Below are 24,458 nucleotides of genomic sequence, written 5' to 3'. Positions count from 1 at the left end.
CTAATTATCTTACAGTTTGTTTGTTACCACTAACAAGTTTAAGTCCATCACCGTCTACGGATGTAGCACCAGTCTTAACTTCAACTGTGAGGGAATCAACAGTGTTCAAATCAGTGATTTCTTTACCGTGAGCACTGATTTTCAACAATACTTTACCTTCTTCGCTACCAGAACCAACAGTTGCAGTTACAACTGCTTTTACTGGCTCTTTACCATCTACTCCTACAACAACATCAAAGTCTGCATCAAAAGCAGTTTTAATTTTGTTTGAGAAAGTCAATGTCAGGTAAGCGGAATTGCTGTTAATAGCTGCTTCAGTCAATTTAGGAGCAGTTGTGTTCATAAGCTTATGAACTACCGAAGCCGAAGCAGTATTTTCCATTCCGTTGCCAGCTGCATCAGAGATGCCAACAACTTTGAATGTGTAATCTTTAGTTTCTGTAATTCCGCCTACTGGAATGAATACTTTCACTTCAGCAGATGTTGGTTTAGTAGCAGTACCTACAACCTTAGTTGGATCAACAACAGCGTAAGAACCAGAAGGTAGAGCAGCACCGTTCAGGACATAGCTGCTAGCATCACGAAGTGAAGCTACATTCAAACCAACGTTATCAGTAGCTGTAACTGTAAATTGGTGGTATCCAGCTTCTGAAGAACCAGCTGTATAAACTACAGAAGTAACAGTAGGTCTCTTGTCATCGTTAGTGTTGATTTTTTCAGCTGTAAGAGCAACAGTTGCTGCGTCAGAAACATTAGCTGTTCTTGCTTTATCCTTCACCAAGCCAGCAGTCAAACGAACTGTGTAGTCTCCGCTCAAAGTACTGTTAGTCTTAACGGTTACTTTTGCACCTTTTACAGTCATATCAGCTTGAGTAATCGCTGGACCAGTAACAGCACCAGTGGATTCATCAATGATGCTAACAGATCCAGTTGCAAGTACTACATCTTCGCTGAAAGTCAGTACAAGACCACTAGTACCATAAGTAGCAGATACTACAGTTGGTTTAGTAGTGTCTTTAACAAAAGTAACTGCTTGAGTCACAGTAGATCCAAGAGTGTTACCCAATGTATCACGTACAGATGCTGCGAATGACAATGTACCAGTGAAAGTTCCAGATGATGGGAAGTTAAAACCACTAGGTACTTGTAGTTTAATTGTGTCGCCATCGTCAGTTGTAATAACGTTCATGTTACCAACTTTGTCACCGTCAGCTTTCAACAAGGAAACATTACCCTTGAAGGATGCAGCGTTAACTTTTTTGTTAAATTTAACTTTTACATATTGATCGCTCTCTGGAGTTACGCTAACGATCGTTGGAGCAGCAGTATCAGCTACTACAGTTACACTAGTTTTAAGTGAGCTTGCAACGTTACCAGCAAAGTCAGTAACTTTGTTAAGCACTACATCATTAGCTGTACCAGTTTTCAGTGCAGTATTTGTAGTCAATTTAAATGTATCAGCAGATTCTCTTGATACAGATACAGTAGCACCGTTAACAGTAGCAGTAAAGCTGTATTGTTTTACTGGCTCGCTAAATTGTACGAATACTTCTTTAGTAGAATCTTTAGCTACGGCATTGATAGCCTTAACTGTAGGAGCTACTGTATCAGCAACAGTCAACAAAGTAGTGTAAGAAGCAACTTTAGTTCCAGCAGAAGTTAGAACAGCGTCGCTTACTACTACAGTGTATTGACCTTTCAGATAGTCAGTATCAACTTTATCCAAAGTGATAGTCAACTCAGTACCAGCTTCGTTCAAACTTGCAGCTGAACCAGCAACAGTTACAGCAGTTCCACTTACAGGAACAACTTTAACAGTGTCAGCAACCAATTTGCCGTCTTCAATTACAGAATCAGCACTGATTGCACGGTTGAATTTAACAACAACTTGTTTAGCGTTTGGAGCTTCTACGGAAAGAACCTTAGGAGCAGCCAAAGTTACTTTAGTTGTGTAGTCGTGGTTGTTGTGTTTGAAGGAAATTGAAGTTTCAACGCCTTCTACAAGTGCAGTAGTCAAAGTTACAGTAGTAGTAGTTTTGTCAGAGAAAGTTACAACTACGCTAGTAGGGCTAGTTGCTTCAGCAGAAGCTACAGTAGGAGCTGCTTTCAATTGATCAACAGCATAAGCTGTTTCAACTACCAAAGAACGGCTAGCGTTAGCTTTGAAGTTAGTGTCTTTAGCGATCAGACCAGCATTGATTACCGCTTGAGCATAACCTTTAGCCCATGCTGATGCAGTGTTGTCGCTAGTTGCTGGTGTTTCAAGTTTCAAAGCGCGGAACAATACAGCCGCTACTTCTTCAACTGTTACTTTACCGTTGTAGTCGAAGATACCTTTAACAGTATCTTTACCTTGCATCAAGTTAGCTGCAGTAACAGCTTCGATGTAAGGAACTGCCCAGTTCTTAGCGTTGTAACCTTTGTCTTTGTAAGACAATTTGTTAGTTACTTCAGTAAGATCGAACAATTTAGTAACGATCTTCGCGAATTCAGCGCGAGTAAGATCTTTTTCAAGGTGAGCTTGACCATCTGGGTACCCATTGAGAATACCTTTTGCTGCCAAAGCGTCAAATTTTTGTTGCGGAGTTGCTGCTGCGTCACCAAACGCTACAGAGGCAAACATCGAGAATGCCATTGCTGTAGATAATGCTACGGATAAAATTTTCTTCATAACCTTTTTTTCTCCTCCTTGGACGTTCATAAACTGAGATTTTTCTTTAGTTGAGTAGCTCGTGTCACTCATTAGCCGATGCACCCCCTTTCCAGAGTTGAGCAAATTAAGTATAAATAATGTCTGTGACGGGTATCACAGAAACTGGTAAACAATGATCAGGACATGACAATACTAGATTCCTAATTATACCTAAGTATTATACAATGTGCCTCAAGTCACGTAAAGCTAATTTTTCCATTTTGTTAAAATCGCTTTACCACTGGTTAATTTCAACTGCCTGTGTAAATGACTCTACACCTTAAACGCAGAAGATTTGGAAAAGTTGCGGTTTCTCAAAAAAATCTTTTCTTTTTTTGTTTTCCGGCACAATCCCAATAGAAGATACATATGTATGTTCTACTAACTATTGTTAATCATGGGTTGCTACGGAAAATAGTATACCATAGTCGTTTTCTAAACGTCATTATGCAATATTTACTAAGTATCATTAACACTAGTGCTATTTATTTAAACATTCCTACAAAATTTGAGTATAACGGGGCGGAAAGACCTGATTACTCACATTCACCGTAGGCTGATTATATAGCGGCTCCCCTTCTGAGCTTCAGCTCTTAAAGCTATAACCTAAAAACCTTCGTTTATAGGTTCAATCAAATATGTTCTTTCTTGGTTAGCCTCCTGGTTCATTACTTTGATGATTCGTAAGCTAATGACCACTACTTACCGTCACCATTCGGAGATCCACTTTAAAGACAGCATCATGATGCTGAACGCAACAAAAAAGCGCCGTTGCCGGCGCTTGCTTCTATTACAGTAGGGTCTAACGAATCTTCATAGATAATTGGATCAATTCCTGACGCTTTTCAGGACTTGAGTTTACATTGTCATACATTGCATCAATAGCTGCGCGATTCTCGCGGTAGCTCTTCTCATGTTTGATTGTAGTATGAGACCATTCGATCAGGGCATTCTCAGCCACAACAAGCTCGTTGTATGAATCATGGAATCCTGTAGCCTGCACAAGTTCCTCCATGACCTCTTGTGTAATTTCCTGTAGCGCCCGTTTAGCCGCGATTTCCTTCTCCAACACTTTTGCTCTATTCTCAAACATATTCTTGGCTTTCATGTAATCCAACTGTGCTTTTGCTAAAATCGGTTTCATGGTTGGCTTTCACCTTTCAGAAAATAATATTTTCTAAGTTATTGTATCGTAAATCGAAGCAGAATACAAAATATATGTCTCTGGTAAGTTTACACTTTTCTCTGAGTTGACTATTATACAACTGTAAAATTGGTTGAGATTAAACAATTAAATGGAATGAAGAACGACCAATCCGCAGATATTTCTTGCGAAATTGGCCGTTTTTTTAATTCTAACGCATTAATTAAAAGTTTTCGGGAAAATACTTGTGCTCTTTTTGAGCAGTTCTACAGCAATCTTACCAGCCTCTGCACGTGTAAGCTTACCTTTTGGATTAAAATTATATACTGGCTTCTTTTGCCCTGTAATCGTCACTGCGCTGCCTTCCATGATCTTAGCCTTGGAAACTGCCTCAATAGCTGGCCGAGAGTAAAAATCCATATTACCGGTGTCTACAAAAGATTTAGATAGACTGGTTAACAACTTATTGTCGTTTATAGACATTTTTAGCTTAAGTGCCCGAGCGATCATCACAGCCGCCTGTTCTCGCGTAACAGGTTGATCCGGACCAAAGAAACCATCGCTTAATCCAGTAATAATACCAGCTCTTGCTGCTGTCTCAATATGTTTGAAGTCCCAAGTTGTAGAAACTGCTTCAGGTACAATATCGAAGAACGTCTGCTGATTATTATTATAATTCAATGGAAGGCTCAAGCCCTTCACTAACAACGTAGCGAATTCTCCACGTGTTGTTGTATTATCAGCACCAAATTGGTCAAAACGCAAATTCTTCATAATGCCTTTAGAATAAAGACCATTCAAGATATTTCTTGCCCATGGGTGATTGGTAATATCGTTATATCCACGACGAAGCTTCATTACAGTGTAATACCCAAATTGATCAAATGGCACCGTGATTGTGTGTTTCTTTGTGTCCACTTCTCCACCAATATTCTCCCATTGTCCTGAGTCCGTGTAACGGAATACAGTGATTGTGGAACCAACCTCATCAACAATATTTGGATTAAAGGTTAGTGTAAGATCACCTCGCTGGGATGGTACAATTTTGCGTTCAGCTTCAATTTGTGTGAAATTACCTTCTATTGAGTATGGAGCAATCCCGTTAGTAGCCGGTTTATAAAGAGCAGTACCTTTTGTACCTCTTTCTCCCAAACCTCCGCTAAGCCAATAAATATCGGATACACGTGAGAAGTTATTAGTTTCTACTGTTGAGTTAAAACGTAATACAAGATCTGAAGGGATCAACAACGTACTCAAGCCACCTGGAGTCCGTGCATCAGCATCGACGTTAATAGTATTGCCATAATCATTTTTACGTTCAACAACACCATCCAATGGATCAGCAATACCGAACAATAGTTTTGTATCTGGATAGTACTTAGCTGCACCTGAGGTAGTATAGCCTTTCATAAGTGTACCTTTAGGGAAACTCAGCTCTAGTCCCTTATTAAACGCACTATACTTTGTTGCAACTTTCTCAGCCATATACTGCGTATCTACTTGAACGGCACTCGCATAATACACGCTTATCGTATCACTGAGAGTAGAATCAGCGCGAACAATTTGAATTTTAATCGTTGTCGCTTTATCTGCTTTTAAGCCTACATAGTCCAGTGTGAAACGATTCGGCAGATCGGTGCGCTTTTCTGCTTCGTATTTATCAATAATGACTTTTGTAGCACCTTCAGCTTCAATATCAAAACGAACAAAGTTTTTGTTAACAACGATCTGTTCACCTACGGTTGCCACCGGGGACAGTACGCGATAGGGAGAAACTTCACGAACAACTTCCAGACGCTGATTCGTCCGTGCACCTGTGTCATTGATTAATTCAAGATTATATACAATGCTTCCAGCAGTTTCTGCTGGGATATCACGAATTCGAAGCATAAATTCCGTGCTGTTACCGGAGAAATCATAATAGTATTTTTGATTATTATAGGTGAATTCATTTAGCTTCCTGTGTCCAGAAGCATTTCCAGTCAAAACTTCACTACCAAAAGAAAGGAACAGGTCTGATCCTTGGTACAAGTTAAGCTTAGTAGCCGCCCCGCCTCTTAACACCAAATCATATTTAGTTTGGCTGGTAACAAATTTTTCATCCTTATAAATGAACTCAGACGTCAATCCAAGAATGTCATTAAGTTCTTTATCTGTATAATCCTTCACTAAATCATGAGTAAAATCGACCCGTCCCTTAGATACAGCCGGATGGAACTGTGACAAATTAGAGACATTCGTATCGATGATATAAATCCGTAGCTCTTTACGAATCTCTCTTTTATTTCCCGCTTTATCCATCGAGGTTCCAACAAACACAATCTTGTTCTCACCATAAACTAGTGGACCTGCGGAGGATATAGGTAAATCAAAGGAGAACTTTGGATTGGTCAGCGTTACTTTAAATTCATATCCATCTGGTTTTGCATTTGTTTTTATTTTATCGTTTGATATACCATTAATAAAAAATTGAGGATTACCGATGCTTTCAAATCCAATATATTCACCAGAAATAGTCATACTATTAGAGCTAGTAGCAGAATTAAAAGTATAGGTCTGTCCATCATTCAAATTAGCTACATAGATATAGTTCTTAGAAACATAGGCGATATCGGCATTATAAAAAGATTGAGACCCCGAAAATTGAAATTTTACTTTTTGCTGGCCATTAGAGAAGCCCTCAACTTTATACACCTTTTCATTAGCTTTTAAACCTGTGACATTAGACTGTTCCGACAGGACTAGCGAAGCACCCAGTGGTAGGTAAGAACCCTGCAATATCGCTCCTGCTTTTGGGGCAACATTTGTTTTCACCAAAACATAGAAATCAGGTTTTTCAACCTGCGATCCATTCAACGCTAGTTTGGAAACGGAAGAAATATCAACACTTGTAGCTTCTTTATATCCTGAAAGATAAAACATATCTGTAATCACAGTCTCATCTTTCAGATATTTATAACTTTCTTTGGTTGACGTCTCGTAAGAACCATATTTAATGGACAGTACCACGTTGCCTGATCCCGAAGTAAGGGTAAACGGCGATGTAGTTATGAAAGAAACCAGTCGGTATTGAGGTGTAACACCATCTGGACCTGGAATAACTATTTCCTTCTGATCTCCAACGTTCCCCTCCACAGGTGCATAAACACCATCAGCAGAAATCGTGTATGATTTCAACACTTTAACCGGAACAACCTGATCATTAATCTTGACAGTATGATCAGCTTCAAAGGATTTATCACTTGCGCTATAAGGTAAAAGAACTTGTCCAATGATATTAGCAGTAGTATCTGAAGCAGTCAGTGTAGGAACATTATCAAGAATGTTATGAGCTTTAAAGTTCGACCCATCACCATGATAGATCTGCAAGTCAGTAAAAGGTCTGTTTGTATTAAAGTAATAAATTGAGCGTTTTATTGTAATCGAGTCCGCTGCATTCTGCACAACGATCTCCAAAGTGTTTTCCCCTGATTTAAGCGTTAATGCTGGAGTGAAAAATGTACCATCCTCAAGTAGCGAGGTTTGCAGTGATGATCCTCCATTCAATGAAACGCCAACTCGAGTTGCATTGGTCACATTACCTTGTAGCGTAATCTGTTGATTAGGAACAACAACCTTAGTTCCCTCATTCAAATTAATCGCGGAAGGTCCACCTCCAAGAACTTGTAGAGAGGAGATATAAGGAACCTTATCATAAAGAACATAAAATGATTCTGAGCGCTCTAAAGTACCTTGCATCCCAGAAAAAGTAATCTTATTGTATCCTGTAAACAATGTGAGCCCACTAGCAATAAAACGGTTAGTAGGATTTGTAGTATCAGTGGTTACTGCGCCGGTAGTCGAGTGGGTAGCATCTGTAACCCATTTACTACCACTTTGAGTCAATTGCTGTACAGTGACTTTCATTGTAGAAGTCGTTACCTGTGCATACGTACCGGTAATCGAAAAATTCGGATTGCTTGTCTTATAAACGGTTTGTCTTGAAATATTATATACGGCATTCGGATCGGTATCCGGCACAATCTCCTGTTTCAGCTCAATTGTATTTCTCAGCGTGAGATCATCCGGACTGAAGTATGTCGTGGTAGCCGCTGCCGCTATCGGCGTGTATTTACCTGGGAACATAGAAACGATCAAAGCCGCCAGCATCAGCCAAACGAACGGTCTCTTAAAGCGTTGCATGTGTTATATCTCTCCTTTGAGTATAAGTTCTCGTAAACCTTCACTTTGTTCTTTATCGGTCATAAGTAGCGATATTTTTAGGGAAAACAACAAAAAACTCATCCGAAATCGGATGAGTTTTGTTAAGTTTAGAAAATTTTAGAATAATTGCTTAGTCGCTTAGGACTTAGAGCCTCTTTCCGGATCAGCCTTCATACGCATTCTTAAAAAGAAATCAATCAGCGGCCGTTTAGTCTTGCCGATCAAACCTGTGATTTCAGCACCAATCTGCAGGAAGAAGAGCATGATACAGATGACCACGAACGTAACCCAGTTCGCTTCATAAAGAGCTGCGGATGATTGAATGACAGCTAGAATACCGAAAAACGCAGCAATACCATAAATAATAAGTACAGTCTGGCGGTGGCTAAAGCCAAGCTCGCGTAGACAGTGATGCAAGTGACCTTTATCTGGTGCGAAGATTGGTTTCTTTTGCAGCTTACGGCGCACGATCGCAAAGAACGTGTCCGACAATGGTACACCGATAATAAGCAAAGGTGTAATAAACGAAACCACTGCAATCTGTTTAAATCCTAGCAAAGCAAGTAATGCCAAGCAAAAGCCTAAGAACAGCGAACCCGTATCACCCATGAAAATCTTAGCAGGATGGAAGTTAAAGAACAGGAATCCGATGATGCTACCCAGAAGCAACAAACACAGCATTGCCACCATGGTGTTTCCCATCACGAAAGCCATTGCCGCAATCGTAGCAATTGCAATTCCTGATACACCAGCCGCAAGCCCGTCCAGCCCGTCGATCAGATTAACGGCATTGGTAACACCGACAATCCAGAAAATCGTAAGCGGGATAGCAATCCAGCTCTCCAGTGAGGAATACGTATTGTTAAATGGAATATTCACAAAATCTACAGTAATACCAAAGCCGAAAACAACGATACAGGCTGCGATAATTTGGCCCAGTAGCTTCACTTTTGCTGATAATTCGAATCGGTCATCGAGTGCCCCGATAAGTACAATCAGTCCGCCACCACACAGCAGCGCTTTGATGAAGTTGACCTCCCGCGGAGTGAACTCGTATGGAATAATCGGCAATACGGCAAGCAAGCCTAACACAAACGCTAGAAAAATAGCTAATCCGCCAAGGCGGGGCATTATTTTCGTGTGCACTTTACGAGCATTCGGCACATCTGTTGCACCAATCTTAATGGCGAATTTCTTCACCAAAGGTGTGAGGCCAAGTGCGAGTCCCATGCATACGATAAATCCAGCGATGTATATGATTAACATTTGATCAGTCGACCCCCATTTCTCTACCGCATTGAATTATACGCTGTTACAAAAACAAATTCCAATCCTTTATTTAGGCTATTTATCTCATTTTCTAGGTGAATATCGGCATTTTGCTAGACTTTTGTTACTTTATCTTTCTCACGCACCACTTTTAATGCGAATTTCGGCAGTGCAAGCATTCGTTTGTACCGTGTAGGCTCTTTTAGGAGACGGTACAACCATTCTATTCTCATTTTTTGGAAGGCTATTGGCGCTCTTTTGCTCTTCCCAGAGATCACGTCAAAGCTGCCGCCGACCCCCATCATGATCGGAACGCCCAGTTTGGACTTATATTTAGCAATCCAAGGTTCCTGACTATCTGCACCTCTGGCAACAAATAATAAGTCAGGATTAGCTTTAACAATTCCAGCCACAATTTCTTCATCTGCATCCGGACCAAAATAACCGTCGTGATATCCTGCAATGATTACACCCGGATATTGCAATTGTAACCTTTCAGCGGTTTCCCGAATCACTTCAGGCGTAGAACCTAGGAGATATACCTTCCAACTATATCTTTCACCCTGCCGCATCAATTCATGTAACAGATCATAACCTGCTACCCGTTCTGATACCGGCTCATTACAATAATTAGCAGCCCATACAACACCTGTCCCATCGGGGACAACCAATTCAGCCGATTTCATAATATCCATATAAGCTGGATCTTCCAGTGCAGCCATAACCATAATGGGATTAGCTGTAATCACTTGATGCGGGATACGGGTATGAACAGCCTCCGTCAAATAGGCAACTGTTGCTGCCATATCAACTTTCGAGACTCTAATTCCAAAAATAGGAACTGTAGGTACCGCGCTTTCTGCTTTCACTTTAGATCATCCTTTATGGTGAAAATATTCTACGATTTGCCGAGCTGGTGCCTCTGCTTCTTGAATCAACTTGGAAATGACATCTTCCCGTGCCGCTCTCCATTCCTGTCCTGTGTTCAAAAGATGAACAATCTCGGCAGCAACATGTTCAGCATCAAGTGTGTTCGTTGCTCCAACAGGATAGCACTGGATTCTGTCCAGAAAATGATCGATCTTTGGATCATAAGAAATACCAATCAGTGGAACACGTCTTCCAGCCGCGTAAATCAAGCTATGAAGTCGCATGCCGATCAGAACATCGCATTGTCCCACTTCCCGTAGCATATGCTGCGGGTGAATAGCATCCTCACATATACTGATCTGCCCACCATGCTCGATTATGATTCCCGTCAGCTTCTCCATCATATAACGTGAAGCCTCATTGTCCGAAGGGGTGTGAAAAGGGAGAAATCGCAAATGTAACGGAACCTCAAGGTTGGCCTTAATCAAGCCTTGTGCAAGAGCCTCCAGTTCTCTGCGGTCTTGCTCCCAAAAACGTACCGATATCCCAATCACCGGAAGTGAATCAGATAATTCTGAAGATTGTGTAGTAGCATCCGTGTCCTCTGGCAAAGACAAGCCCATAACCGGGTCGGGAACAACCTCTATCTTTTTCTGTTCCAGTCCCATAGATAGGAGAAGCTCGCGGGATTGTTCATCCCGCACAGATATATAAGTACATTTACGAAACACGGATTTGATTAAAGGGTGAAAAAGCTTGCGATTCACTGGCCCGATACCTTGAGCATAGATAAAGGTTGGTCTCCCCATCCACTGCGCAAGCTTGATAATACCTAAATAGTAAGGAATACTCTTGCTACCTGTGACATCCTGCAGCAAGCTGCCCCCACCGCTGATCAGACCAGCGCTCTCATAAATCGCTTGACGGACTTCAACAAGCTTCATCCGGTGCACGGATTTCACTCCGTATGTGGCGCTCGTCCACTCAGGATCAATGGACAGCACTATAGGCTCAATGGATATACCCAAAGCTTGAGACTGTTTCTGCAGTGCAATTAGAATGGACTGCAACACCGCCTCATCTCCACTGTTACGGAAACCATAGTAACCAGAGATAACTATCTTTTTAGGAGTGGCGACCATCGTTTCCAACACCCTTCTGCAATCTGCCATACGATTACGGCAATTACACCAATGATCAGTCCGAGTCCAAGACCGAGCAATCCACGAACCAGCGAGATCAGAACAGGTGAATGAATATGTGCAAAGGTATCCACCATGGAGAGCTGACCAATTACGGCAATGATCATGATAAATGCTGCATTCCGATATCTAAAGGCCAGAAATGCACCAAGAATTAATAACGGATGTGCGAGCAAAAACTCTTTATTACGCGGCCGGACACCAACCGTATTCTCTAGGAATGTACGGAAGGCCATTTCTAGAGGTGTTACGTTACCACCATTTCCAGTACGGCTTAAATAATACATACCTACGACCCCAAGAACCATAGCGGCAAGAACCATAGCTAATGTGATTGGTGTACGCAGCAGCTTACCTGTCTTGTTAAAGACAAACTCTCCGCGATAGAGGAGTACATAAAGTGCTACAAGGCCGATAGGCGCCATATGGAGCAGACTAACACCACGGAACTGGTCCAGCACTAGGCTGTAGGTTATGTTGTTGAGCAGTGCGATCACGAATGGCACAGCGCTCAAAGAAATTAATGACGTCTTCAAATAAAGCACCAGACTATGCGTAAACCGACGTTGCGGGCTCATAGCCTTATAGGTAAGGGTATTGTTCCGTAGCGGAGGTCCCATTTCATTAACCTTACGAATGGCAAGTACAACCGCCAGGGTTGGTGCACTTATCGCAGCCGCTAGCGCCAGTGCCTGCTCAAATAGCTCTGGTTTCAAGACCAGCAGGCCTGCACTTCCCAGTAATCCTAGCACCCATGCCGGGATCGTAAGCCATGGAATAAAGTATGAAATCAGCAGCGCTACTAAAGAGACTGCGCCAACTACCGCAACTAACTTGAAGTAACGCTGATAAGACGAATCTACAACCTCAAAAGCCGTAGCTTGTCCTAACTTAAACCCATTGTCTTTGATCTGCTCAACGGCACCACCAGGATCACTCAGACTCGTGACAAGGTTGTCTAGCGTATCTGTAATCTGTGCCTTAGCTGTATTTCGAGAAGGAATCGTATTTAAATAAATCATTCGGATATTGCGATCCTTTGTTGCCAGCGCGAAACGATCTGAGATCACTTTTGGATCTAAGGCAGAATCCCCTTCGCTAAGGGAGTATAACCGTGTTACGTTATAGTCCAGCAAATAGGCAAGCTTGTTAAAGCCCTTCTGCTGCTTCTTAATATTTTCAATCGCTGCAATTCCGATTCCACGTTCCTTAAGGAGATTTGCAAAGTCAGTGATACTACCCGTATCGGCATCATCATTAAACCCTTTAACGGACTCTCCCTCGAATAGGATTCGTTTTACACCCAATTCTTCATAACGATCTAACAGCTTCTTAACTGTTGCTTTATTATAAGTCAAAGAATCCACAAGACGCGGTACAATGGTGAACCCTTTGTCATGCAGCATCTCCAGTGTAAATGGATCCGGCTGAAGTGGCTTCAGTGTAGCATCTTCTATTGGAGTCTCAATAATAAGACCTTGTTGTCCGCGGAAACTCCATTCCTTCGAAGTAATCCCAAGATTACCGAATGCCTCTTTAATGACAGGCGCCAGGGCCTGGTAGTAATCAGGATTAGTAAAAAGAACATAAGTATAGTTCTCATTCACCGGAATGATTGTATCCGTAAGATTAGCGATATCAGCCGCACCCCACATCATTAGACGACGTGCCTTCCGATAATCTTCCAGCGTGCTTTCGTAAATCGCCATACTCTGAACACCAGCATCTTTTAGACGATCTAACTGTTCGGAAATATAATCCTGCGGATTTGCACGATAGCTTGCTACTTCAACTAAATCACGGTAATCAAATACAAATTCCACTGTCTTGGAAGACTTCTCCGTCTGCAGACGGTCATAGACAACTGGCAAGGCAGCTAAAACGCCAACCACAACTATGATCCACAGCCACTTTCGGGAAGAAATATTCCAACGTTGCCATTTTTGCTGCACCAAAAGTACCTCCTCTTTCACTTCAAAACTCTTTTTTACAAAAGTAGAAACGGATCGTCATCCTTTTAGAGACGGTACCCGTTTCTACGTAAAAAATATAATTTCACAATATAGAGCGCGATCTATATTCTTATTTTATTGTTCCCCGTCAACACGAGCCATAACCTGCTTGGATAGTTTAGCTACCTTTTCCTTAGCATTCTGCAAAGATTCACCCACAACCGCAAAATAAACTTTAATCTTTGGCTCGGTACCTGAAGGACGCAGGCAGAACCATGAACCGTCAGCCAGCAAATACTTTAGTACATTTTCCTTCGGCAGACCATTTAAACCTAGCGAATAATCCAGCACCTCTGTAACGGCAGATCCCGCAATTTCTTGTGGAGCATTCGTACGCCAATCATTCATGATACCTTGAATTTGCGCAACGCCATCCTTACCCTTCAGTGTACGGGACTCCAGGCTTTCCAAGAAGTATCCGAACTGCTCATACAATTCCTGAAGAACATCATATAATGTTTTGCCTTGAGCTTTGTAATAAGCACCTGCTTCAGCGATCAACATAGCCGCAAGAACGGCGTCCTTATCACGAGCATAGTTACCTGCAAGATAACCATAGCTTTCTTCATAACCGAAAAGATATGTGTAATCTCCGGATTGTTCGAATTGAGTCATTTTTTCCCCAATATATTTGAAGCCCGTTAGCGTATTAAATACAGTTGCACCATAATGAGAGGCTACAGCTGCCCCCATCTCGCTCGTCACGATAGTCTTCACAACTGCACCATTGCTAGGCAACTTACCTTGTTCCTGTAAACGGCTCAAATAATAATGAATCATCAAAGCTCCAGATTGATTGCCCGACAAAACAACAAATTTACCTTCATTATCACGAACCACTGCCCCCATACGGTCTGCATCGGGATCCGTGCCAATTAAGAGGTCTGCATTCAACTCTTCGCCCAGCTTCATAGCCAGTGTAAAGGCTTCGCGTTCTTCTGGGTTCGGTGATTTTACAGTGGAAAATTCAGAATCTGGTTGCTCTTGCTCAGGTACAACATGCACCTGTGTAAAACCAATTTTCTCAAGCACATGGCGGACTGGCAGGTTACCAGTACCATGTAGCGGGGTGTATACGATTTTGAAGTCTTTTCCAAGCGTAGAGGCGATCTCTTCACTTGCAAGACTAACCGCAGCGACAGTATCGGTAAACGCTTCGTCATCCTTCTTACCAAGCCAGTGCAGCAGACCTTGACGCTCCGCTTCTTCTTGGGAAATCCGCTTCACACCATCAAAAGTGTCAACCCCTAATATGTAAGAAATGACCTTTTCGGCTTCGTCAGGGACAAGCTGTCCACCTTCAGAATTATAAACCTTATACCCGTTATATTCAGGCGGATTATGACTTGCAGTAATAACAATACCGCCCGTTGCCTTCAAATGGCGCACGCTGAACGACAATTGGGGTGTTGAGCGCAGAGAAGTAAATAAATGAGCCTCAATGCCATTAGCAGCCAATACAAGAGCAGCCTCAAGTGTGAATTCAGGCGAGAAACGACGGGAGTCATGAGCGATAACAACAGAAGGTCTTCCCTCTCCAGTATGCGTCTCCAGAATATATTTAGCGAAACCTTGTGTAGCTCTACCTACCGTATAACGATTGATACGATTACTACCTGCGCCAATTACACCGCGTAGACCACCTGTACCGAATTCTAGATCTCTATAAAATCGTTCCTCGAGCTCCTGTGGCTCGTTCTCCAGAGCGCGCAGCTCCGCCTTCGTAGACTCATCAACAGATGCGTTCTCCAGCCAGCGAGATAAGGTTTCTGCCGCTTTTGGGCTTAATTGAGTCATTTAGAATCTCTCCTTCTCCATGTATAATATATATTCGCTAATTAATATTAGCTGAGCGCAAACATAATTTCCCCAGAGGCAACAACTTTCCCCTCAACCGACGCAGTAGCTTGTCCTTTTCCAATACTGCCCTTAAGGCGAGTAATCTCCACTTCAAGAGTGAGCGTATCTCCCGGTACGACTTGACCACGGAAACGGAATCCATCGAGCCCGGCTAAAAAGCCAATTCGACCGCGATTCGCTTCTACCCCTAAAATAGCAACCGCACCAACTTGTGCAAGAGCTTCTGTAATCAGTACGCCCGGCATTACCGGATAACCTGGAAAATGACCTACGAAGAAAGGTTCGTTGATCGTTACATTTTTAATGCCAACAGCCCGTTTACCCATTTCAATCTCAGTGATCTTGTCCACCAGCAGAAATGGAGGCCGATGGGGGATGATTTCTTGAATTTGGTTGATATCCAGCATTATTAACAAAACTCCTTTCGGATGTTACTTCATTTATTCTTCGCCGAACTGCATAAATTTAGGCAGCTTCGGTAAAAACTATATATATCCTTCACCACCTGCAGAAGTGGAGGTTGAGATAAGGGGCTTTCTCCACCGGATGCGATAGCATGGCGGAGAGGGCCCTTTTTGCTGCCCGAGGCCCCCCACCATTATACATTTATCCGTATAAAAAAGAAAACTCCCTTAAGCAAGAAGGGAGTCGTTATCATCTTAAATTATGGAGCAAAAACCAAATCATAGACATGTTTCCATGTGCTCCATTGTAGAACATCGCTAAACTCTTTTTTGCCAAGGACAACGTAACCGACAACCAGTCCGCCTCCAAGTGCAGCTATGAGAAGCAAAGGAATAAGAATCCACTGGATGAGTGTCCATTTTGATAATCCTCGCCGCTTCGGCTCTTTCTTGTCTTCTGGTTTGTCTTCCGACTTCACCTTTTTCTGACGTTCCATTCCTTCACCTCTACCCGCGCATGTTATTGGCCAGACCTAGCATCTGATCACTGGAAGAAAGCGCCCGAGCTGCGAGTTGATACGTACGTTGAATCTGCATCATTTCTGTCATTTCTGTGGTCATATCGACATTTGACTGCTCCAGCCACCCTGAGCGTACTCCAATTCCAGACGCCTCACCTGCCGCTCTTTGTACAAAAGCCTGCTGTGCTGTAACTCCATCGGCAAGCATATAGAAATTCCCGTCCACTGCCTTTAAAGCATTCTGTGTCTTAGGTTCTACAATCATTATAGTACCTGCTACCCGAACAGGTCCATTCTCTGACTGTTTCGTTAATACACGACCGGATTCATCGATAGCTGCATTCACGCCCACAGGGACCGTTAAAGGATTACCTGCTGTATTCAGTACCGGATTCCCCGTATTATCTACAAGGACCATCTTCGTTGCATCGGTGGTGTCAGGCGTAAAGTGAAAGTCACCTTGTCTTGTATAAGCTGTAGTTCCATTGACCTGAACTCCAAACAGCCCATTACCCTGAAGCGCCAAGTCGGTTGGATTACCTGTTTCTTTAAGGGGGCCTTCTTCCCAATTAGTCGTAATCGAAGGCACATAAGTCCCAAAACCGATATTAAAGCCTAGAGGTGTAGCGCGGCCCGGCTGATCATAGTCATCCGATTGCTGCTGCACACGAGTCAGCACATCCTCAAAGGAACCTTTCTTGCTCTTATAACCATTTGTATCCATATTGGCTAGATTATCCGCTATAATATCAAGCCGCTGCTGAAGGCTGGACATGGAGACTGCTGCACTAATCGTTGAGTTATTCATAGATCAAACCTCCTATAAGCTGTACCTGTAAAACCCACTTCATAAGCAGCACTTATACCCTGCCGACTTCAGTTACAGCCTTCTGCAAGCTGCTATCATAGTATTGGACGATCTTTTGGTTCGCTTCATACGCCCGGTATGCGGCATTCAAATCAACAGTAACCTGAGTAGGGTCAACATTGGAACCCTCTAAATATCCTTGACGCACCTGTAAGTTATCAGTTGCATTGGAGTAACGAATGTCTGCCGCCGCTATATCATCAGCGTGAAACACACCTTTACCATCACGCACAAGCTCCTGCGGCTTTGTAACTACACTCACACCAATCTTGGTCCCTGTCGGAAGTCCTGTTACTGGATTTAGTACATTCCCCTGCCCGTCCACTTTAAGGGTGTCCTGATTTCCTGTCAAGACAAGAGGCTTGCCAGTGGAATCCAGAACCTTGAAGCCTCCACTGCTCAACACTTCTCCCGTAGCCGCGTTTACTGAGAAGCTTCCATTTCGGGTAAATAAGTTATTGCCCTCAGCATCCTGAACAGTAAAGAAAGCCTGTGGACGGTAAATAACCTCACCCTCAGGACTTACATATTTCCCTGAACCATCAAAGGCTATATTTTGACCCGTCACAGGGTCGGCGACTTGCAAATCTGTAGATAAAGCAAAATCCATAGACTTGCCGCTCTCCCTTAAATCACCCTGTAAATATTGGGATATTGACTGTTCTGCAAAAACTCCCGTGTTAAGGCGCCCCACCGGCGTGGTATTGCCATTAATCATAGCCGAGATCAAGACATCCGGAAAAGCATGATTAACACTGTCAACCTGCTTATATCCCGTTGTATTTAAGTTAGCGATGTTCTGTGTTGCCGTATCGTGTCTACGTTGCTGCGCAACCATACCTGCAGCGGCCGTATATAAACCTCTTATCATGAAGGTAGTCTCCTTCCGAATCTAATGCTACCTTTTATATCGGCTGCTTAGAACTTTTTCTTAACGACCTTGTCCAAATTGTCCAGCATAATTCCTGTTCCTTTTACCACACAGTGCATAGGGTCTTCCGCTACCCAAACAGGTACATGTAATTCTTCTGAGAGTAGCTCGTCCAATCCGTTAAGCAAAGCACCTCCACCAGTAAGAACCACACCCCGGTCAATGATGTCCGCAGACAATTCTGGTGGTGTACGCTCCAGTACCGATTTAGCTGCAGCCACAATGGAAGAAACCGGATCCCATAATGCTTCCTTAACCTCAGCCGCCGTAATAGTGAGCGTTTGGGGAAGTCCGCTTACCATGTCCCGGCCACGAATATCCATTTCGGACTTCATCAAACCAGGTCGAACCGTACCAATAGTAACCTTAATATCCTCTGCCGTCCGTTCACCGATCAACAATTTATACTTTTGTTTAATATATCTTAAAATGGCCTCATCGAACTTGTCTCCAGCGACTTTAATCGAAGAAGCGGTAACGACGTCGCCCATAGAAAGTACGGCTACATCCGTCGTTCCGCCACCGATATCGACGACCATGTTACCACTTGGCTGATAAATGTCCATTCCCGCTCCAATCGCAGCGGCCTTTGGCTCTTCTTCCATAAATACTTCCTTAGCCCCGCTGCGTTCTGCCGCTTCCCGAATGGACTTCTGTTCCACAGATGTAATATTTGTAGGGGCGCATATCAGAATGCGAGGTCGTGAATACCAGGTGCGACCGCCAACACGGTCGATAAAATACTTCAGCATCATTTCCGTGACTTCAAAATCTGCAATGACACCATCCCGTAAAGGACGGATAGTTGTTATATTTCCGGGTGTACGTCCAACCATGCGACGTGCCTGTTCTCCCACCGCAAGGACTCTCTTCGTATCACTTTCAAGTGTGACCACGGAAGGTTCATCCAGAACGACTCCCCTTCCCTTAACATGTATGAGCACATTGGCCGTGCCGAGGTCGATTCCGATATCCTTGCTAAACATAATGAAAGAGCCCCCAAAGTGTTATTTTAATTGAAAAAACAGCAGTTAGTACTAAATTTAAAAATAACATACTTTAGGGGAACTACACAATGTTTTAAAGCTGAATATTTCCTTAAATTTCCGAAAATCTTATGGCTTTGATGCTACAGCAACCTCACGTTTTTTCCCCGTCGTTTTTTTATATTTAATTTTTGTGGCTTCTCCCCCCCGAAGATGTCGGATGGATTTGTGATATTCAAGAATGTGCTTCACCTGATCGGCCAGATCAGGGTTGATCTCTGGCAGACGCTCCGTCAAGTCTTTGTGCACCGTGCTCTTTGAAACGCCAAATTCCTTGGCTATGGTCCGGACCGTATGCCTGGTTTCCACGATGCAGCGTCCGATTTTGATCGTACGTTCCTTGATGTAATCGTGCACGCTCCCGCCTCCCAACTGTGGATAGTTTGGTACATTATATGAGGGGCGGGCTTATATATTCGCGCTTTCAAGACATGACAAGCCTGTGAGGGCTCATTTTATTTAATGGACAACCCAAGAAGCCTTGTTATTAGCAAGACGGAACGTCATTAGTCCTTTAAAGACAATAACCGTTTCTCATAGAAAAATAAGGCTCTTTATAAGCATGCTGCTTACGAAGAGCCTTATTTACATACAAGCATAACAGGGGGCGTTAGCCCCCTGCAGTAAATATTCTTATCGACCTGGCAGTAACTCAGATGGATTAACTACTTTGCCATCCTTATACACTTCAAAGTGTACATGATTGCCAAGGTCCTTCTCGATTTCACTGCGACCTGCGGTTGCAAGCGTATCTCCTTGCTTCACAACATCGCCTTGTTTAACTTTCGTTTCGCCAAGACTTTGGTAGACGGTCTTCATATTACCTTGATGGGTAATCTCAATGACCTTACCTAACACTGCAACATCGTCCACTCTAGTAACTTCACCGCTAAGTGCTGCTTTGACGTCGAACGTATTGTTGTCTTCACGGGCAAGATCGATACCGACATTAGGAATAAATTTGTCGTTATACTGCACCATTGCGGCAACGTGATTGTCCTCTGTACCATTCTCATCATAATACGGTTTGACCACTTCTACTTCACCTGGATTGGCTACTGGCCAAACCAAGCTTTCCGCTGAAGCAAGAACTTCAAGGGCATCTGGATTACTGTTTGCAGTACCAGCTTCGTTAGTTGAAGCTCCTACTTGCTGTGATGTGGCGGCGGTGTCCAGCGGTTTTTGGCCGGCATCCTGATAGACCCACACCAAAGTTAGTATAATTGCCGCTGCCGCCGTGTAGACTGCTGGGAACACCCAACGTTTAGATAACATCTTGCTCCATGAAGAAGGTTTAGCACCTGAATCTCCCTGCGATTTTTTGAGAGATTCATCATGGTTTGTTTTGTTTTTGTCTTGTTCATTCATATGGTTATCACCTCAGTAACCAGTGTTACCGGGCTTCTATCTTTTATACGTATCTTTCAAGTTATTTTTTCAGAAGAGTTGAGATTTGCGTAAAAGAGATACCACTGTAATAGTGTTTGAGAATTTGAGTAGCCGTTCCGCCTTCCTTCGCCATCCCATTAGCTCCCCACTGACTCATTCCCACACCATGCCCATTTCCGAAGGTAGTTATATAGATTTTATTCCCTTTTCGCCCCCAACTGAATTGGCTGGAACGTAACCCTAGCTTCTCTCGCACTTCTCTTCCAGTAAAAATAGTACCTCCAATAGAGATTTCCTTAACCCGATGTCCAGTGGTGAGAGACAACACTTCTACCGGCAATTCAGAGGAAGTAGAGATATTTTTTGTCATGCCTGATTGGGTAGTATTTTTTGAAGCAGGAATTACTCTGTCGTTTAGCCCAAGTCTAGTAAGTATTTCCGAGATGGTGAATGTAGATGTCACCGCATAGTTTGGGGTAATCTCTTTCTCCCAAGGACTAGTTACACTGCGCAGATAGGGAATCGCTGCATTCCAGTATTCTTCCGAGTTCTCGGTATATCCTCCACTGGAGGCGAAAAAGGAGGCCGTAATCGGCTGCCCTTTATAGGTCATAATGACACCGCGCGTCTCAAGGACCGCGCGCTGAAGCTTTGCAAGGTCGGCGCTTCTTCCGCCGAGCTTCCACTTCCGTTCCAGCGTATCCTTAGATACGTAAGCCTGATGGCTTACCGTATCTGTTACATCCGCCCCCGGAACGGGGACGCCGCTTCTGTCGCCAGCCAGCAGGCGGCGAAGGATAAAGGTGCGGGCCGCTACGGCCTGCGCTTTGAGCGCTTCAAGCTCAAAGCTGGCCGGCATCTCGGCCGCAAGCACGCCGCTGACGTATTCCTCCAGCGGCAACGTCTCTATTTGTCCGCTACGCGACAAATAAACGGAGACCTTCGGCTGCGGCGCTTCCTGCACAGCCGCCTCCGGCCCCGCTGGTGCGGCTGGTGAGGCCGTTACCGTCGGCAAGGCCGGAGGTGCCGGTTGTCCCCGGTGCAGCGGGACAACCGCCAGTGGAATCAGCAGCGCCGCCAGAATAGGCGCTGCGAGCCAGGCGGCGGGACTGAGGCGCCTGAGCCGGGGAGCAAGGGGACGCGAGTGCCAGCGCGTTGACTTGTTACGTCGCAAGTAGCGGAAATCTTTCATCTCTATGGCTCCTTCCGTGAGTCACTGTTGATTCTTATAGATATGAATTTACAGCAACTACTAGAACAATATTTGAGAGAAAGAGAGTAGCTTTCTCGTATCTATCACTATGCCCCGCGTTAAAAAATCACAAACGAAAAAAAACCTCATTAGATGAGGATTCAGATTTACTTTCTAATAATACAAGCAAAAACGCCTTCGCTGTCCCTATAAGGACGGTAAGCGTTTATGCGAGAAATATAAGGATATTTTATAGCGTAGACCATATAAACTCTTCTATTTAAAAAAAGAACAGGCCGCATCACTGCAGCCTGTTCTCACCTAATGACTGATATTATACCCAAGTTGCTTGAACCTGAAAGCGAGGTTTAACCTCATCGCTTTTGCTTGATTCGCTCTTGGCTACTTCTGGTTTAAGAGTTTCGTCCTTCACCGTTTGCGCGGCTGTGTCTTCCATGGAGATACGCCATATTTCCGCACCTAGTCCAGACAGCTTCTCAGCCAAATGTACATATCCACGGTCGATATGATGAGTTCCGCTTACCTCAGTAGTGCCTTCAGCAACAAGACCTGCCAAAATAAGCGCAGCTCCCGCACGTAAATCCGTAGCACAAACCTTGGCTCCGACCAATTGCGCATTACCTGTAACGATTGCTGAGCGACCTTCGATCTTAATCTCAGCATTCATGTTGTGGAATTCATCCACATGCATGAACCGGTTCTCGAATACAGTTTCTGTAACAACACTAGTTCCTTCAGAGCGCAGCAATAATGCCATCATTTGTGACTGCATATCCGTTGGAAAGCCTGGATACGGCAAAGTCTTCAAATCAACAGCTTTAAGAGGTTTGTCACTAATTACACGAACCCCATTCTCATCAGGAATAATGGTCACACCCATCTCTTCCATCTTAGCAATAACAGGTCCCAAGTGATCAGCGATTGCGCCTTCCACATATACGTCCCCACCTGTAATTGCTGCGGCAGCCATATAGGTACCAGCTTCAATACGGTCAGGAATCACATGATGTTTAACGCCATGCAGACGTTCTACGCCTTCAATACGGATAACACCTGTACCCGCACCGCGAACGATTCCGCCCATACCATTCAAATAATTGGCCAGGTCGACAATTTCAGGCTCCTTAGCCGCATTCTCAATCACGGTCACGCCTTCGGCGAGTGCCGCTGCCATCATTATATTTTCGGTCGCACCCACGCTAGCTACATCCAAATACACTTTGGCTCCGCGCAGGCGACCGTTACTTTTCGCTTCAATGTAGCCCTGGCCGAGACTAATCTCTGCACCAAGCGCTTCAAATCCTTTCAAATGCTGATCAATCGGTCGTGTGCCAATGGCGCAGCCACCAGGCAAAGAAATTCTTGTATGACCAAGCCGTGATAACAGAGGACCCATGACTAAAAAAGATGCCCGCATTTTCCGTACCCATTCATAAGGTGCTTCACAGGAAGTGATGTTTGTAGCATCCACCTGGATAATATCGTTTTGATATGTAACCCCTGCACCCAGAGATTCCAACATTTTTGAAATCGTCATTACATCATCAAGCGGAGGTGCGTCCACAATGACGCTTACTCCTTCTTCTGCCAATAGAGAGGCGGCTATGATCGGTAATACGGAATTTTTTGCGCCGCTAACTTTCACGCTCCCGGTCAATCTGTTGCCACCGCGGACGATAAATTTGCTCATTTTCGGTTTCCCTCCGCGTCCATTATTTCTTAAATTATTTTTTAGATTAAAAGTAATTGCAAAAAAATTCGCATACTCCATCAATACGCCCATTCAGCCGGGCATGTTCCTTAAAGTTCAGTGTTGACATAATAAAACCTTATTATTCGACACTTTTTGACCATTGCGACCTATGACACTTATAACCAAACTACATATTCCTAAAACATATAGCGGATCATCCCACTCCAGCTAAGGTAATCCAGAAAGAATCCTGCAACAAAACGACCAAGTACAATAGCCAGAAGCAAGTGCAGCAGCCTTCCTTGAGGACTCTTGGGATATCTTATGACCAAATCCAGCTTAAGGTTCTGCAATGCCCACCAAGATAATACAACACTGAGCAAAGAAACAATCATTGAGATCATGCTGCTGGTTCCAGCGGCACTAGACCATCCATTGGACAATATATCCCCCATGCTAACCCTCCGTGTTCGTATTACTCGGAAATCGACTCTTATATCATACTTGTGCAGGGCAAAAGAATCCAGTACTTTTACAAATTTTTAAACAATTCAATGCCAATATCCAAAAAAATGAAGAAATCTTAACCTTTACTACATAGATTACTATAACAAAAAAAGCAGTCAAGCTTAGAGCTTGACCGCTTATATCCTACTGTTGTCCTTTACCAGTGGACACTTTAATCCGTGTAACAGCGCGTTGCAGCGCCAACTCCGCACGGCGGTGATCGATATCATCTTGTTTGCTACGAGTCTGGAGACGGCGCTGAGCGCGTTCTCTAGCAGCCTCGGCGCGTTCAATATCAATATCCGTTGGCAGTTCGGCACTTTCGGCCAGCACTGTTACTTTGTCCTTATGCACTTCAACGAAACCGCCATGAACGGCGATGGAGATCGTAACACCGTCCGATTTGACGGATAACGGAGCAACCTGAAGTGGAGTCACAAGCGGAATGTGTCCCGGCAAAATACCCAACTCGCCTTCGACTCCCCGTACTGTCAAGCTATTCACTTGTTTAGAATAGACGAGATGCTCCGGCGTGACAATTTCCAACAAAAAGGTATTCACTTCCATTCCTCCTTAAAGCTTTACGAAGTAAAGCTCTCATCGAAAGCATACACTTAGCTTTACGAAGTAAAGC

Annotated in this window: 19 protein-coding genes; all 19 read right to left on the bottom strand. The window is 43.7% G+C overall.

The annotated features are described in order from the left end of the window. Positions 1-4: 4 nt before the first annotated feature. Positions 5-2,701 (bottom strand): Ig-like domain-containing protein, encoded by a 2,697-nt coding sequence (locus tag MKX35_RS05410; RefSeq protein ID WP_179086619.1) that lies wholly within the window; start codon positions 2,699-2,701, stop codon positions 5-7. 793 nt (positions 2,702-3,494) lie between these two features. Beyond that, positions 3,495-3,836 (bottom strand): hypothetical protein, encoded by a 342-nt coding sequence (locus MKX35_RS05405; RefSeq protein ID WP_042131350.1) that lies wholly within the window; start codon positions 3,834-3,836, stop codon positions 3,495-3,497. 219 nt (positions 3,837-4,055) lie between these two features. Then, on the bottom strand, positions 4,056-8,018 hold the full coding sequence (locus tag MKX35_RS05400) for an S-layer homology domain-containing protein (protein WP_076285659.1): 3,963 nt from the start codon (positions 8,016-8,018) through the stop codon (positions 4,056-4,058). Positions 8,019-8,177: 159 nt separating this feature from the next. After that, positions 8,178-9,305, bottom strand: coding sequence for a glycosyltransferase family 4 protein (locus tag MKX35_RS05395; protein WP_042131352.1), 1,128 nt, complete (start codon positions 9,303-9,305; stop codon positions 8,178-8,180). Positions 9,306-9,421: 116 nt separating this feature from the next. Continuing rightward, entirely contained in the window at positions 9,422-10,177 is a 756-nt protein-coding gene (locus tag MKX35_RS05390; RefSeq protein WP_042192439.1) for a WecB/TagA/CpsF family glycosyltransferase, read from the bottom strand. 6 nt (positions 10,178-10,183) lie between these two features. Beyond that, entirely contained in the window at positions 10,184-11,320 is a 1,137-nt protein-coding gene (csaB, locus tag MKX35_RS05385; RefSeq protein WP_076297911.1) for a polysaccharide pyruvyl transferase CsaB, read from the bottom strand. Further along, positions 11,296-13,332, bottom strand: coding sequence for a DUF5693 family protein (locus MKX35_RS05380; RefSeq protein ID WP_076297912.1), 2,037 nt, complete (start codon positions 13,330-13,332; stop codon positions 11,296-11,298). Before MKX35_RS05380 ends, csaB begins: the two co-directional genes overlap by 25 nt. Positions 13,333-13,467: 135 nt before the next feature. After that, the gene (locus MKX35_RS05375) at positions 13,468-15,189 is read right to left on the bottom strand and encodes a phospho-sugar mutase (protein ID WP_076297913.1); all 1,722 of its coding nucleotides are present in this window, start codon (positions 15,187-15,189) and stop codon (positions 13,468-13,470) included. A 47-nt stretch (positions 15,190-15,236) separates the two neighbouring features. Beyond that, the gene (fabZ, locus tag MKX35_RS05370; RefSeq protein WP_076285655.1) at positions 15,237-15,659 is read right to left on the bottom strand and encodes a 3-hydroxyacyl-ACP dehydratase FabZ; all 423 of its coding nucleotides are present in this window, start codon (positions 15,657-15,659) and stop codon (positions 15,237-15,239) included. A gap of 257 nt (positions 15,660-15,916) precedes the next feature. Then, positions 15,917-16,153, bottom strand: a complete 237-nt coding sequence (locus tag MKX35_RS05365; RefSeq protein ID WP_042192450.1) for a DNA-directed RNA polymerase subunit beta — start codon at positions 16,151-16,153, stop codon at positions 15,917-15,919. A 10-nt stretch (positions 16,154-16,163) separates the two neighbouring features. Beyond that, positions 16,164-16,985 carry a flagellar hook-basal body protein gene (locus MKX35_RS05360; protein ID WP_076285654.1) on the bottom strand — a complete coding sequence of 274 codons (822 nt, stop codon included), beginning with the start codon at positions 16,983-16,985 and terminating at the stop codon, positions 16,164-16,166. Positions 16,986-17,037: 52 nt separating this feature from the next. After that, entirely contained in the window at positions 17,038-17,916 is an 879-nt protein-coding gene (locus MKX35_RS05355) for a flagellar hook-basal body protein (protein WP_076285653.1), read from the bottom strand. A 47-nt stretch (positions 17,917-17,963) separates the two neighbouring features. After that, entirely contained in the window at positions 17,964-18,962 is a 999-nt protein-coding gene (locus MKX35_RS05350; protein ID WP_042192456.1) for a rod shape-determining protein, read from the bottom strand. Between the two features lie 129 nt (positions 18,963-19,091). Further along, positions 19,092-19,379: a sporulation transcriptional regulator SpoIIID gene (gene spoIIID, locus MKX35_RS05345; RefSeq protein WP_019915029.1), complete on the bottom strand. Its 288-nt coding sequence runs from the start codon at positions 19,377-19,379 to the stop codon at positions 19,092-19,094. Between the two features lie 276 nt (positions 19,380-19,655). Then, complete coding sequence (locus MKX35_RS05340; protein WP_042192459.1) at positions 19,656-20,390, bottom strand: M23 family metallopeptidase; 735 nt, start codon at positions 20,388-20,390, stop codon at positions 19,656-19,658. Positions 20,391-20,451: 61 nt separating this feature from the next. Then, positions 20,452-21,603 (bottom strand): stage II sporulation protein D, encoded by a 1,152-nt coding sequence (spoIID, locus tag MKX35_RS05335; RefSeq protein ID WP_076297914.1) that lies wholly within the window; start codon positions 21,601-21,603, stop codon positions 20,452-20,454. Positions 21,604-21,937: 334 nt separating this feature from the next. Then, positions 21,938-23,314: a UDP-N-acetylglucosamine 1-carboxyvinyltransferase gene (gene murA, locus MKX35_RS05330; protein ID WP_042192464.1), complete on the bottom strand. Its 1,377-nt coding sequence runs from the start codon at positions 23,312-23,314 to the stop codon at positions 21,938-21,940. 200 nt (positions 23,315-23,514) lie between these two features. Further along, entirely contained in the window at positions 23,515-23,772 is a 258-nt protein-coding gene (locus MKX35_RS05325) for a DUF1146 family protein (RefSeq protein WP_076285651.1), read from the bottom strand. Between the two features lie 196 nt (positions 23,773-23,968). Continuing rightward, the gene (locus tag MKX35_RS05320) at positions 23,969-24,385 is read right to left on the bottom strand and encodes a F0F1 ATP synthase subunit epsilon (protein WP_076297915.1); all 417 of its coding nucleotides are present in this window, start codon (positions 24,383-24,385) and stop codon (positions 23,969-23,971) included. Positions 24,386-24,458: the final 73 nt, after the last annotated feature.

This window comes from Paenibacillus sp. FSL R5-0923, assembly GCF_038009145.1.
GTDB lineage: Bacteria > Bacillota > Bacilli > Paenibacillales > Paenibacillaceae > Paenibacillus_AQ.
Note: the sequence above shows the minus strand (reverse complement) of the source record. Positions and strands in the feature narration are given on the sequence as shown.

Bases quoted from the DNA above. Each gene is read 5' to 3' on its own strand.
- MKX35_RS05410 (WP_179086619.1), bottom strand. From the start codon at position 2,701: ATGAACGTCCAAGGAGGAGAAAAAAAGGTTATGAAGAAAATTTTATCC.
- MKX35_RS05405 (WP_042131350.1), bottom strand. From the start codon at position 3,836: ATGAAACCGATTTTAGCAAAAGCACAGTTGGATTACATGAAAGCCAAG.
- MKX35_RS05400 (WP_076285659.1), bottom strand. From the start codon at position 8,018: ATGCAACGCTTTAAGAGACCGTTCGTTTGGCTGATGCTGGCGGCTTTG.
- MKX35_RS05395 (WP_042131352.1), bottom strand. From the start codon at position 9,305: ATGTTAATCATATACATCGCTGGATTTATCGTATGCATGGGACTCGCA.
- csaB (WP_076297911.1), bottom strand. From the start codon at position 11,320: ATGGTCGCCACTCCTAAAAAGATAGTTATCTCTGGTTACTATGGTTTC.
- MKX35_RS05375 (WP_076297913.1), bottom strand. From the start codon at position 15,189: ATGACTCAATTAAGCCCAAAAGCGGCAGAAACCTTATCTCGCTGGCTG.
- fabZ (WP_076285655.1), bottom strand. From the start codon at position 15,659: ATGCTGGATATCAACCAAATTCAAGAAATCATCCCCCATCGGCCTCCA.
- MKX35_RS05365 (WP_042192450.1), bottom strand. From the start codon at position 16,153: ATGGAACGTCAGAAAAAGGTGAAGTCGGAAGACAAACCAGAAGACAAG.
- MKX35_RS05360 (WP_076285654.1), bottom strand. From the start codon at position 16,985: ATGAATAACTCAACGATTAGTGCAGCAGTCTCCATGTCCAGCCTTCAG.
- MKX35_RS05355 (WP_076285653.1), bottom strand. From the start codon at position 17,916: ATGATAAGAGGTTTATATACGGCCGCTGCAGGTATGGTTGCGCAGCAA.
- MKX35_RS05350 (WP_042192456.1), bottom strand. From the start codon at position 18,962: ATGTTTAGCAAGGATATCGGAATCGACCTCGGCACGGCCAATGTGCTC.
- MKX35_RS05340 (WP_042192459.1), bottom strand. From the start codon at position 20,390: ATGAATGAACAAGACAAAAACAAAACAAACCATGATGAATCTCTCAAA.
- spoIID (WP_076297914.1), bottom strand. From the start codon at position 21,603: ATGAAAGATTTCCGCTACTTGCGACGTAACAAGTCAACGCGCTGGCAC.
- murA (WP_042192464.1), bottom strand. From the start codon at position 23,314: ATGAGCAAATTTATCGTCCGCGGTGGCAACAGATTGACCGGGAGCGTG.
- MKX35_RS05325 (WP_076285651.1), bottom strand. From the start codon at position 23,772: ATGGGGGATATATTGTCCAATGGATGGTCTAGTGCCGCTGGAACCAGC.